We start from the raw sequence: 12,310 nt of genomic DNA on the forward strand, positions 1-12,310 counted from the left end.
TAAATTAGTTTTTAGGACGTTTATAAAAAGGTGTCGCAACGACAACGGCTTTTAATCGCTTTTTACGAACCTGAACTTCTACTTCTGTTCCTAGTTCAGTAAATTCTGTTTTTAATAGAGCCAATCCTATGTTTTTACCTAATGTTGGTGATTGAGTACCTGTTGTCACCACACCAACTTCTTCGCCATTCACAAACACCTCATATCCATGACGTGGAATTCCTTTTTCAATTAGTTCAATTCCAACAAGCTTGCGGGCAGCTCCGTTTTCTTTTTGATCCTTTAATACTGCTTTTCCGTTAAAATCAGCTTCTTTATTAGGTTTCACCGCAAACCCTATGCCTGCTTCAATTGGTGTAATATCTTTTGTAAGCTCCTGGCCATATAAAGGAAGAGTTGCTTCAAAGCGAAGGGTATCACGTGCACCAAGGCCACAAGGTAACACACCGTCTTCTTTTCCAGTTTCTAAAATTTTCCCCCAAAGCGTAACAGCATCATTTGCCGCACAGTAAAGCTCGAAACCATCTTCACCCGTGTAGCCTGTTCTTGAAACTAAAGCTTTTACACCAGCAATATTTATTTCATCTCTAAATTTGAAAAACTTAATTTCTGATAAATCTATGTCTGTAAGAGTTTGAAGGACTTTTTCAGCAAAAGGTCCTTGAAGAGCTAAAAGAGCTAAGTCGTTGGAAACATTTTTAATCGAAACATCACCGAAGGTATTTGCTGTAAGCCAATCCACATCTTTTTCAATGTTTGAAGCGTTGATAACAAGTAGGTAGTTATGATCTGCTTTTTTATAAATAAGAAGATCGTCAACTGTACCGCCATCTTCATAGCACATCGCTGTATATTGTGCACCGCCATTTTTGAGCAAAGACACATCGTTTGTAGCGATTTTTTGTAAAAAAGCTAAGCTATCTTCACCACGAACTTCAACCTCACCCATGTGAGACACATCGAAAAGTCCTGCTTTTGTACGAACAGCTTCATGTTCTTCTTTAATAGAAGAAAATTGAACTGGCAAGTCCCAGCCCCCAAAATCAATCGTTTTAGCACCGTAATTTTTATACACATCATATAAAGGTGTACGATATAGCTCTGTCATATGGATTGCTCCCTTCAAATCCTTTAAAATTTGGCATCAAAAAAAGGACATAGTACTCCCATTTATTAAAATAGAAGTCTCTGTCCTTTTAACCTGAAAGTTTACCTTATGTAAAAGTAGTACAAATTCGTACCTACATAGGGCTTTCCCCTTTGGTAGTTTGTCTTTATGACAAACACTCTCCAGAGTTGCGTCAAATAAGAGTTCTTTTGCCTGAGAGATTCACAGTTGTTTGCTCCTTCGGCGCTATACTAAGTTATAGTCTCTCCCCTTATTCTCATCCGCTCATATTTTGTTGTAAAGTTGGTTATACTAATAAAACCTTTATTCATGACATTTGACATTTTAACATTTCAGTAAAGAATGAAAGCGTTAAGCTAACTGAAAGATATGAAAATGATGAACTTTCTTACTAACATCCTACCATGACCGAAGAGTTTCGACAATCACTTTTTAGCTTAACATTAAAAATTTTTTACGTCATAATGTTCGTGTTTTCATTATATCAATGTCATAATCTTTCATATATCCCTTCATCTTAATGAAATAGTGAACATTACAATATAGCACACAACATGAAAGGACTGTCTTTACGATGAATATAAAGACGAACTTCGATACAACCTGGCAGGAAGGCTTTTTTGAAAAACTAGATAGCGATGGACCATGGTCGAACTGGGAGCTGTATAAGCTTGCCTATGAGGTTCAAAAAAATACAGCAGTACCAACCTTTGAGGGATTGCAAGCACCTAACCATCTACCACACTTCACTCCTCTCCCCCACCAGCTAGAGGTGGCTCAAAGAGTTGTTGAAAAAATGAACGGAAAAGCGATTTTAGCTGATGAGGTTGGTTTAGGTAAAACAATTGAAGCCGGCTTAATTTTAAAAGAATATATGATTCGTGGATTAGTTAAAAAGGTGTTAATACTAGTCCCTGCCTCCCTCGTTTCACAATGGGCTCGGGAATTAAATGAAAAGTTCTTTATTCCAGCAGTCGAGCAAAAGAAAAGCTATGTATGGGAAGCATGTGATGTTGTTGTTTCATCAATTGATACAGCCAAACGAAGTCCACATCGAGATATTGTGTATGAACAAAATTACGACTTAGTCATCATTGATGAGGCCCACAAGCTTAAAAATAATAAAACGAAAAACTATGAATTTGTTCAGAATTTGAAGAAAAAGTATTGCTTACTTTTAACAGCTACTCCCGTTCAAAACAGAGTTGAAGAGATTTTCAATCTTGTTTCCCTGTTGAAACCAGGTCACCTTGGCAACGAAGCATATTTTACAGAGGTGTTCTCCGCTAAAGAACGTTCTCTGGAAGATCATGAACATTTACGTGAACTCATTAACAAAGTAATGATCCGTAATCGTCGCGGAGACACCGGAATTGACTGGCCGAAACGAAATGTAGAAACTGTTCCAATTGAGTTTTCCGAAACAGAGCAAAACCTATATGACACGATAACAGCTATAAAATCGTCTTCACAATATGCAGCAAATGCTTTTTCAATCATGACACTCCAACGAGAAGCATGCAGCAGTCGTGAAGCCGTTTATATGACATTGAAAAAAATGCTGGATTTACCTGAGGAAGAGGAAGCAGCTCTACCAAATGACGTTATTAAAGATATCATGATGGCAATAGACGGTGTAACTCAAAACTCAAAAGCTCTCAAGGTAGTAGAGCTAATCAAAGAAATTGATGATAAAGTCATTATTTTTACTGAATACCGTGCTACACAGTTTTATTTACAATGGTTTTTACAACAAAACGGTATCAGCTCTGTTCCTTTCCGCGGTGGGTTTAAACGCGGGAAAAAAGACTGGATGAAGGAACTGTTCAAAAACCGCGTTCAAGTGTTAATTGCAACCGAAGCTGGTGGTGAAGGGATTAACCTACAATTCTGTCATAATATTATTAACTATGATTTACCATGGAATCCAATGAGGCTGGAACAACGGATTGGACGTATCCATCGTTTAGGACAAGAACATGACGTAAACATCTACAATATGGCAACAAGAAACACAGTTGAAGAACATATACTGACCCTTTTATATGACAAAATTAATTTGTTTGAAAAAGTTATCGGTGATCTTGATGAAATCCTAACTCGACTAGAAATTAAAAACTTTGATGAGCATATTCAAGACATTATGGTCAATTCGAAGAGTGACCGGGAAATGAAGATTAAAATGGAAAATTTAACATCGATTCTTGACTATGCACATTACTCACAAGAACAAAGAAAAGCAGCTAGTGGCGACAAATAATTTTTCCCTGAAAGGTGGCGAAAAGCATGCAACAAGAGCAAATTCACAGCTATTTAGAAAGCTTCTTCACAGCCAATTCCTGTGACATCATTGAAAAAGGTCAAGGCTACATAACGGTTCAGCTAACCATTGAAATGGACAAGGAATTAATGAACCGCCCTTTCTACTGGCATTACCTTGAAAAAACAAACGGTATTCCAAACCCGATGAAGCTCACTCTCATCACAGATCAAAATCAAGCACCAAGCGATCTTAAGGGCGAGGTCATGCACTTCGGTGCCCCCCGCCTTCACCAAATTTTTCGTTCGACAACAAATTTAGGAAGCTATATCCGACTTTTTGAGCAGGTCAAAGAACCGGGTGGAAACATCCCATTACACCCTTGGATTGGTGTTAACATTATGGTTTCCTATCAATGTGATATGAAAAAGGATCAGCTTTACTCTATTGGGTTGCATTTGGTTAGTGGGACTTTAGTAGAAAACTTTCAAGATAAGCTAGAGAAATTAGAGCTAACACCGAAGATTCCGGATCTCTGTTTTACGATGACACCTTTGATTAAGCCACAAAGTGGAATTAAACGGATTGAACAGTTTATTATGCAATCTATTCATGAACAAGATCATTCCTGGGCGGATAAAGCGAGGGAAAGATGGAATGAAGATTTAAAGCTTTTGGATCATTTTTATGAAGATATGGATGAGAAGCCTGATTGTTATGAGGTGGAGAAGGAAGCATTGAGGGAGCTTTATGAGCCGCAGATAAATATTTCGGTTCAGAATGGTGGGATTTTTTATTTGACGCCGCAGGGGATATTTAAATAGAGTAAGGAGAATGGCAATCTTAGTGCGATTGTCATTCTTTTGTGTCTAGTTACTTCTACTATATCCTCCAAAATTAAAATATAGTTCGACAAAATGAATATTTGCTTGGAGCTATGTTCATTAAAGTTTTGTTAACAAAACTTCAGAAAAACTCACTTTTCTAATTCCCCTACGTAATTTACAGGCATATATACCCATCTTATATTACATAAATGTTAAAAACTCAAAATACACAAGAAAATTTTTGTCATCGACATCATTCTGCACACTTCCTAAAAATTCCCTTTTATAATATGAATAGTTAATAAGACAGACATAAACTAAGGACTTTCGCACAAAAAGATTATTTCTTTAGTAATAATATAATCAGTTCAAGGGCAAACCTATTGAAAAATAGGGACGCAAAGTCACAGGTCTAAAGTTTAAAACTATGATGGCTGGACTGCCTGGAATACAAGAGTATTTTAGGAGGATGAGATAGTTGAATAACGAAACGATACATAACCTGATTAAAGACAGGCAGCTTGACCATGAATGGGTCAAATTAATTTTAGAGGCACTTGAGATTGGTATAAGTGTAGAAGAAATAAAAGATTTCTTTATTAAAAAAGGAAATCCAACTACTTAACTCTTTCTCACAGAATTTTTTTAGAAAACCGTTCTCCATATCAAACAAAATCCTTCTTTATATGTTATAATAGCATTATTAAAGGAAGGTGACTTTGACGTGATTGGCCCACGAATAAAAAAATATAGAACCCAAAAAAACCTATCACTATCAGAACTAGCAGAACGAGCAGGAGTTGCAAAATCATATTTAAGTTCGATTGAGCGCAATCTCCAGTCAAATCCTTCTGTTCAGTTCTTGGAGAAAGTGTCATCTGTACTCGGTGTACCGGTAAATACACTTTTAAATGAACAAAACGAAACAGATCCCGAAGAACTTGACTTAGAATGGACTAAACTTGTTCAAGATGCTATGAAATCCGGTGTGTCTAAAGAACAGTTTAAAGAGTTTTTGGAGTTTAACAAGTGGAGACTTCAGAATGATCTTGATAAATGAGGCATAATTAATAGCTTACTTTTAGCTTTAAATTATGTCTTTTCTACTTAGTAAAAGTAAAATATTCCATTTAAAATATACCTATCTATTAACTAAAATAATCTAAAATCCATGCACCATGTAATAACATAACAAATGAATACAGAAGAGCAGCAAACGTAGTTAATAAAAACACTCCCTTATTATTAACTATATCTAACGATAGGTATACAATTAAACTCAGTAAAATTGATAAAGTAAACTTAAAAACGATAAAATACATAGGTTTCATAATGAACAAAGATTTCATAACTGGATTTGCTTCATCAATAATGTTCATGGTTAACCCTATATAAGTAAGAATTCCATCCACTATGTTTAATAATGCAAGATACAAGAAAACATACTTCAATATAGTACCTCCTAGATCTAAGGAATCTTTATATTCTCCAAACTAAATAGGGAATTTGTGCATGTAAGTATCTCCACTATCGGTCCCCCTTATACTAAAGTCGAAATAATTTAACCGAGCACTTTTTTGTTCATTACATATTCAACTTTATATTATATTTAATTCCTCTGGCTTATTGACCGACCTAATTAATTACATTCTATTTGTGAAAAAGCTAATTATTTTATTGTTTTTTACCTTTTCTGGCATTTCCTTATAAACCATTCTATTATTACAAACTAAATTTGCATTTTCTTGAAGAATAAATTTTGTCTCCACACCTATTTGTTTCTCAATTGCATCATAAGCATCCCGCAAATGAAATGAACGCATTGTAGTATTATGTGCATCTGAGGCAATAAAGTGTGTGAGATTATGATCTATAAGTTCAAAACTTAGTTTTTTCACTCTTTTTCCAAACATTCCGGTAATACTAGCAGCAGTTATTTGTGACAAAGCCCCATCCTTTATCAGTTTATATAAAAGATCTGGCTTTTCAAGTATTTCATGGTTTCTTTCGGGATGAACTATAACTGGTATAATTCCATTTACTTGAAGATCATAAAGTAATCTATATGTATACCTTGGAACATGATAATGGGGAAGCTCAATAAGCATATATGAAGAGTTATCACCAATTGTTAGAAGCTCACCCTTCTCTAAATCTTCCACTATCTCTCCATATATACGAATTTCCTGTCCAGGGAGAATTTCGATATTTATTTTTTCCTTCTGTAGTTCACCCTGAAGTTGGTCAATTTTATTCAAAATCTTTTCCCTATCATTCTCATATCTCCCATTTTTATGATGTGGTGTTGCAATGATTTTCGTAATTCCTTCATTCACTGCTACCTTAGCCATTTTAATACTTTCTTCTATATTATTGGCACCATCATCTGCATCTGCTAAAATATGACAATGAATATCTATCAACTAAATCACCTCAATTCATTAAAAAATATAAATACAAAAAACTACTAAGTATCCCATTTTACAACGGTGTCTAAGTAAGTCAAAAATAGTATAACTATAATTAGTTTATTTTTATCAAACTACCGGCTGCTTTCAATAAGATTCTTTATTTCTTCTAGTATTTGAAAATTTTTTTTGTTTTGTTCGAGCATTTTATTCATAATATCTATAGTTACATTTTGCGTTAATTCAATATCTGTTTTAGTGGAAATATCGGATGAATTATTGGATTCTAAAAATCTCTGAAGATCTACCTCAAGTGCAATTGCAATTTTTAATAGAATCCCGATAGAGGGGTTTTCTTGAATGTTTCTCTCGATATTGCTTAAGTAAGATTTCGATATATCTGTCTTTTTTGATAATTGAGAAAGGGTCATATTTCTACTTTCCCTTAACTTTTTAATAGATGTACCTAGCATTGAGTTACCTCCTTTTTGTTATCCTATTTTGTTAAAGCAGTTTAGGTTCTAATATACGCGATACTGTATATCCAATAATAATTGTTAGTATTCCTGTATAATTTATCCCTAAAGTTGCCTCTTGAAATAGAGAAATGATGAATGTAGCAAATAGTATTCCAGATAAAACAATTAATAGGTAATTAATTTCATTATTATAAGCATTTTTCAAAAGGAAGTTTATACACCCGATGAAAAATATTAAGTATAGCACTAACCCTGGATATCCAAGCTGATATATTAAAGAGCCAAAGAAACTTTCTGTTCCTAAATGAGAAAGATCCCATGCTGAAATTCCTGATAACATTGCATAGTAAATCCCACCAGCACCAACCCCATTACCAAGGGGATACTCATAAGAAGATATTAAAGGTAAAATAAAACCATTAAAATGGACAATAGCACTTGACCTAAAATCAATATTATAAGCAACGATAAAACAGACAGTTAAAACAATTAATAAAGGTAAAATAAAAATTTTAGGCTTTAATTTGATTGAGTAAAGAAAAAACACCCAAACAAGAACTATGCTGTATATACCTAAAGCCCCTTTACCTAATGTAAGAAAAAGTCCGAGCAATAAAAAAGCCCTGATAAAAATAAGTGAATTATTCCTTTTTAACATTAAAGAACAGCACAGTGCTACTAAAATAAAATAACTGAAGTTTATAACATCATAGAATATTGAAAACATCCTAGGTACAACAAAATTACCTAGTGGTGTACTCCAATTAGGTAATCCCCCCTGTACACCCTTTGCTTGTAGAACAATGTCGATATTCATCCATTCATTCCAAATATATGAATCCAAGTCAAATAAATTGAAAATAAAGCCTATGAAAACAGTAAAAACACCTAGTGCAATGATAAATTTAATTAACTTATATAAATCTTGTAAATTATTCTTTAATCCATAATAGATCAACCTGCCAATAAAGTAGCTAATAAATAGAATTGTAAATTGCCTTAAATAAAAAAGTTTACTTTCTAATGTTGGACTACTTGAAAGAACAAAACTTAAGGCGATAACTAGAAACAAAGGATAAATAACCTTTTCAAAACTTAAAAGTTTAATATTATTCTTATATTTTAAAAAAAGTAAGACAAGAACAATACTTGCAAATAGTTCTTTATAAACTAAAAGAAGCTTTATGTTGCTACCGTTATCTTGATAATCTGTAAAGTTATTACCCAATCCTATTAATATATTCTGAAAGACAATACAAAATACTAAATGATAAAGAAGATACACAGGCTTGTTTAAATAAAATATGGTAAACAAGGAAAAAAGCAAGCTAGATAATATTAGAATAGTATAGGTTAATTTCACCTCATGCAAATTTGCAATTAAGCAAAAGAGAACAGTATGTAACAAAAGAAAAAGCAAATAGATTGAAGTTTCATATTGATTACTTTCTCCTTTCATATCAATCGTCAATTGGGACACTCGCTTACCTCCTCTTTATTTAGGATAGCCATTTTCAATTGAAAAGCTGCAAATTTCTATTAAAATTTTTATCATTTAACATAATTTCAAAAATCCCCTGATTTCTTACACAGTCAAACTGAATGATTAGCTAGAAAGGTAGTTGTTTTTGTCAATATTAATTTGAGCCAGAGTGATCACTTCAAAAGTGAGCCACTTTATCATTTCTAGCCCCCATTACTGGGAGGGATTGGGTGTTTGGAGGTCTTGCCCCGAGGAGGGGCAAGACCTCCAAACACCTCGCGTTCACTCCTGGTTATGCTTTAGTTTCTCCATTTTGTTTCATACTTTGTCTAAATCGATAGGATTCTCCGTTCAGTAAGTGGATGTGTGATCGATGGGTGAGTCGATCGAGAAGGGCAGCTGTCATTTTTTCATCTCCGAAAAGACTAGTCCACTCCGTAAATTCAAGATTGGTAGTAATAATAACGCTTGCACGTTCATACCTACTTGAGAAAAATTGAAATAGGAGCTCTGATCCAATTTTTGAAAAAGGTACATACCCTAGCTCATCTACGATGATCACATCAAATTTGAGCCACTTCTTTTCTAAAGCACCGAGTTTATGCTCGTCATTCGCCATCAGTAATTCTTCTACTAATTTAGACGCTGTAATGAACTTGGTTTTATAACCATTCTTTATCATCTCAATACCGAGTCCTGTAGCTAGATGGGTCTTTCCAGTACCACTATTTCCGAGAAAGAGAATGTTTTCCTTTTTCTCAACGAATTCACCTTTAGCTAGTGTTAAAAAACGATTTCGATTTAGACTAGGCATTAAACTGAAATCATAGGTATCCAAGGTTTTCTGGACTGGAAAGTTTGCTTGTTTTAGTCGCCTCTGTTTTTGATTTTCATCTCTCATTTCTATCTCTACTTCAAGTAAGGCTAACAAATACTCTTCATAGCTAAGGTTACGTTCTTCAGCTTCTCTTGCGAGAGAGCGATACTGTTTGTGAATGGTAGGCATTCTAAGCTGCTTGGTTAAATGATCCACTAGTAATTCTGTTGTCATCTTACTGACCTCCTGTTAATTGTCCATATTGAGCTACATTCGATTTTTTAACTTTATAATCTACTAGATTAGTAGGCGTTTTCTCTTTCGAAAGGTCATGGATTTTGACGTTTGCGTTTGTCAGTTTTTGAATTATTTCATGAACCACTTCATACCTAAATATCTGCGTTTGTTCCGCCTGTTGTAAAGCTTGCGTGAGTTTCTCCATTCCTATCTCCCGATGGAGAAGGAGTAGACGAATAAACTTTCGATCTCCTGCAGCACCTTCTTGTTCACGCATCTTTTGATGGAAACGCCTGAACACTTCTGGTACTTTAGAAGATTGAAAGGCACGGGCATCTCTGACAGCACGTGGTTTCTTTAATAGAGCTTCTAGATAATGATCTAAAACGGTAACCATTTGATTTCTCTCATAGGAACGAGAATGTTCCGCGATCACTTGATTTTGAGCCACAACGATCACACGATCCACAAAAATTTTTGCCCACACAGCTTGACCGACATAGCTACATGGAACAGAGTATTGGTTGGTATCAACGGTTATTAAAGATGTTTTATTTACTTGGCATGAAACAAGCCTACACGCCTCAAAACGGTTCTCTGGCAATGGGTGAAGCTGTTGTTTCTCCTTTTCCCACATAGCTAAAACTGTTTCTTTTGAGTAAGGTACCATTCGTCTATCAGCCTCTTGTAGGCACCATTCTGAAAGGTATTCATTTAATTCCTCTAACGATTGGACTTCTGGTTTAGGTACAAGGGCATTTCTTCTTATATAACCTACTGTCCCTTCAATGCGTCCTTTTTCGTTTCCAGATCGTACATTACAAAATTCTGCTTTGAATAAATAATGAGCCTGGAGAGCGATAAAAGATTCTTGTTCGAGGCGATCACGCCCCTGAAGAATTTTAAGTACAGCTGTTTTTAAATTATCGAAGAGTCCTTCAGTTGGAACGCCTCCAAAAAACTCAAACGCATGAACAAAACCATCTAAGAAAGCTTCTTGTTTTTCATTTAGATAAGCTCTTACAAATCGTAGGCGGCTTGCCGAAAGCTGAATGCAAAAGAGGTAAACACGTTGCGTTCGACCCTGTAGAATAATGTCCGCCTCTCCCCAGTCGAATTGGAATTGGTGGCCGAGTTGAAAATCAAGTGGAATGAAGACTTCCTGTAGTTTCTTTTTACGTTTGGCAACGATTTTTCGAATATTGGATGCGGAACCTTTGAAATCATACTCGTCTTCTAGTCGATTGAAGATTCTCGCAGCTGTATGTTTTTGTTTTCCCCAGCTCTTTAGATCTTCCTCAAGCCATTGATCGATAATCGGCAATACTCGCTTTGTTTCATCAGAATACTGCTTTGTACCATAGACCTTTTGGCGTTGAATGGTTGTAGGAGCTACATTTTGTTTTAAGTATTTACTAACGGTGTTTCTTGAAATACCAAGTTTTTCTGCAATTTGTCTTTGTGATAATCCTTCAACCTCTTTTAAAAATTTGATACGATGAAATTGAGCCATATTGATCATCCTTTTGTTCCTCTTCTCTGATTGATAGTTTGGTCACTTACAATCATAAAAGAGGTTAATTAAATTGGAAATCGTGTGGCTCATTTTTTATGTGATCAAACTATTGAAAAGTGGCTCAAATCTAATTTATCAAATACACTATTATTTATCTCAAACTTCTTAATATTTTGTTGATCGTTCAATAAACAGATTATACTGTTTGCTATGGCTTCTATATCACCCGCTTTCACTAGTAAACCGTTTTCTCCCTTAACTACTGACGAGATCGAACCTACATCCGTAGAGACTACTGGCAATCCATAGCTCATAGCTTCCAGGATTGACATAGGCATCCCCTCATTGTAAGAAGGTAAAACAAAAATTATACTCTTGCGATAGATTTCATTGATTTTTACTTGATCTGAAATCCACCCCGGTATTTCAAACATATCTTCTAGATTTAATTCTTCTATTTTCTTCTTAACTCTCTCAACTTCCCCGTCACCAGCAATTAAAAATTTATATTTTGGGTCCACTTTACCTTTAATTCTTAAAGAAGCTTCTATCAAATCATAAGTTCCTTTTCTTTGAGAAAGGATTCCCATTGTGGTAATATATATTTTTTCATTTGAATATTCAGTACTTTTAGGGAATACTGCATTTTCAAAAGAAACAACCTTTGTTTGACTAATGGATTGATAGTATTCTTTCCAGAGTTCACCGAGAGCAAGAATTATTGTAGCTTTATTCAAAGTATCCCTAATCTCTTTTTTCTTAAAATCAGAATTGTTATTATAAAAGTCTTTAAATTGAGAGCCATGCATGTGAAGTATTATAGGTATATTTTTATATTTTAAAAGCTGTATTATATATTTTTTACGAATGAAGCTTCCCTTATAGGACATATGAATATGGGCCACATTATATTGCTGATTTATAAAGCTCAACTTTATAAATAGCTTAATAAATTGAAGAACAAAATAACATATATTTAAAAAATGATTACTTCCATAATAAGTAGGGAAATATTCGAGATCAACCTTTTGAGATAATCCAGCTTCAAAATAGTTTCTTACAACACGGGTTATTCCCCCATTTACTCGTAAATGAGAACCAATCATAATTACTTTCATATATATACTTCCCCTTTTCAATTTTAATAAATAATA

The 12,310-nt window shown here is 34.4% G+C and carries 12 protein-coding genes and 2 riboswitches; of the genes, 4 read left to right on the plus strand and 8 right to left on the minus strand.

Going from position 1 to position 12,310, the window contains the following annotated elements; all coding sequences use genetic code 11:
• Positions 1-4: 4 nt before the first annotated feature.
• Positions 5-1,108, minus strand: coding sequence for a glycine cleavage system aminomethyltransferase GcvT (gcvT, locus tag LPC09_RS17165; RefSeq protein ID WP_098795994.1), 1,104 nt, complete (start codon positions 1,106-1,108; stop codon positions 5-7).
• A 191-nt stretch (positions 1,109-1,299) separates the two neighbouring features.
• Positions 1,300-1,389, minus strand: a riboswitch (glycine riboswitch).
• Between the two features lie 314 nt (positions 1,390-1,703).
• Here gcvT and LPC09_RS17170 point away from each other — a divergent pair.
• The 4 genes from LPC09_RS17170 (at position 1,704) to LPC09_RS17185 (ending at position 5,276) form a co-directional block, all read left to right on the plus strand.
• A complete protein-coding gene (locus LPC09_RS17170) occupies positions 1,704-3,389 on the plus strand; it encodes a DEAD/DEAH box helicase (RefSeq protein WP_098795993.1) in 1,686 nt (561 codons plus the stop codon).
• A gap of 26 nt (positions 3,390-3,415) precedes the next feature.
• Positions 3,416-4,213, plus strand: a complete 798-nt coding sequence (locus LPC09_RS17175; RefSeq protein ID WP_098795992.1) for a YqhG family protein — start codon at positions 3,416-3,418, stop codon at positions 4,211-4,213.
• Positions 4,214-4,579: 366 nt separating this feature from the next.
• Positions 4,580-4,663, plus strand: a riboswitch (cyclic di-GMP riboswitch).
• A 31-nt stretch (positions 4,664-4,694) separates the two neighbouring features.
• Entirely contained in the window at positions 4,695-4,841 is a 147-nt protein-coding gene (locus LPC09_RS17180) for an anti-repressor SinI family protein (RefSeq protein ID WP_098795991.1), read from the plus strand.
• Positions 4,842-4,940: 99 nt separating this feature from the next.
• Positions 4,941-5,276 carry a helix-turn-helix domain-containing protein gene (locus LPC09_RS17185; RefSeq protein ID WP_098795990.1) on the plus strand — a complete coding sequence of 112 codons (336 nt, stop codon included), beginning with the start codon at positions 4,941-4,943 and terminating at the stop codon, positions 5,274-5,276.
• Between the two features lie 88 nt (positions 5,277-5,364).
• Here the strand turns inward: LPC09_RS17185 and LPC09_RS17190 are convergent, their stop codons facing one another.
• The 7 genes from LPC09_RS17190 to LPC09_RS17220 all read right to left on the minus strand — a co-directional run bounded on the left by LPC09_RS17190 (position 5,365) and on the right by LPC09_RS17220 (position 12,274).
• The gene (locus tag LPC09_RS17190) at positions 5,365-5,667 is read right to left on the minus strand and encodes a DUF5658 family protein (protein ID WP_098795989.1); all 303 of its coding nucleotides are present in this window, start codon (positions 5,665-5,667) and stop codon (positions 5,365-5,367) included.
• A 192-nt stretch (positions 5,668-5,859) separates the two neighbouring features.
• The gene (locus tag LPC09_RS17195; RefSeq protein WP_098797441.1) at positions 5,860-6,639 is read right to left on the minus strand and encodes a tyrosine-protein phosphatase; all 780 of its coding nucleotides are present in this window, start codon (positions 6,637-6,639) and stop codon (positions 5,860-5,862) included.
• Between the two features lie 119 nt (positions 6,640-6,758).
• Positions 6,759-7,097 (minus strand): helix-turn-helix domain-containing protein, encoded by a 339-nt coding sequence (locus LPC09_RS17200; RefSeq protein WP_098797442.1) that lies wholly within the window; start codon positions 7,095-7,097, stop codon positions 6,759-6,761.
• Between the two features lie 31 nt (positions 7,098-7,128).
• Positions 7,129-8,583 carry a hypothetical protein gene (locus tag LPC09_RS17205; RefSeq protein ID WP_098797443.1) on the minus strand — a complete coding sequence of 485 codons (1,455 nt, stop codon included), beginning with the start codon at positions 8,581-8,583 and terminating at the stop codon, positions 7,129-7,131.
• Between the two features lie 295 nt (positions 8,584-8,878).
• Entirely contained in the window at positions 8,879-9,637 is a 759-nt protein-coding gene (gene istB / locus LPC09_RS17210; RefSeq protein ID WP_231307495.1) for an IS21-like element helper ATPase IstB, read from the minus strand.
• A 1-nt stretch (position 9,638) separates the two neighbouring features.
• The gene (gene istA, locus LPC09_RS17215) at positions 9,639-11,153 is read right to left on the minus strand and encodes an IS21 family transposase (RefSeq protein WP_231307496.1); all 1,515 of its coding nucleotides are present in this window, start codon (positions 11,151-11,153) and stop codon (positions 9,639-9,641) included.
• Positions 11,154-11,257: 104 nt separating this feature from the next.
• Positions 11,258-12,274, minus strand: coding sequence for a glycosyltransferase family 4 protein (locus LPC09_RS17220; protein ID WP_231307878.1), 1,017 nt, complete (start codon positions 12,272-12,274; stop codon positions 11,258-11,260).
• Positions 12,275-12,310: the final 36 nt, after the last annotated feature.

This window comes from Metabacillus sp. B2-18, from assembly GCF_021117275.1.
Lineage (GTDB): Bacteria > Bacillota > Bacilli > Bacillales > Bacillaceae > Metabacillus.

What these genes read in the sequence shown, in the direction of transcription:
- gcvT (WP_098795994.1), bottom strand. Translation starts at nt 1,108, where the DNA reads ATGACAGAGCTATATCGTACACCTTTATATGATGTGTATAAAAATTAC.
- LPC09_RS17170 (WP_098795993.1), top strand. Translation starts at nt 1,704, where the DNA reads ATGAATATAAAGACGAACTTCGATACAACCTGGCAGGAAGGCTTTTTT.
- LPC09_RS17175 (WP_098795992.1), top strand. Translation starts at nt 3,416, where the DNA reads ATGCAACAAGAGCAAATTCACAGCTATTTAGAAAGCTTCTTCACAGCC.
- LPC09_RS17200 (WP_098797442.1), bottom strand. Translation starts at nt 7,097, where the DNA reads ATGCTAGGTACATCTATTAAAAAGTTAAGGGAAAGTAGAAATATGACC.
- istB (WP_231307495.1), bottom strand. Translation starts at nt 9,637, where the DNA reads ATGACAACAGAATTACTAGTGGATCATTTAACCAAGCAGCTTAGAATG.
- istA (WP_231307496.1), bottom strand. Translation starts at nt 11,153, where the DNA reads ATGGCTCAATTTCATCGTATCAAATTTTTAAAAGAGGTTGAAGGATTA.
- LPC09_RS17220 (WP_231307878.1), bottom strand. Translation starts at nt 12,274, where the DNA reads ATGAAAGTAATTATGATTGGTTCTCATTTACGAGTAAATGGGGGAATA.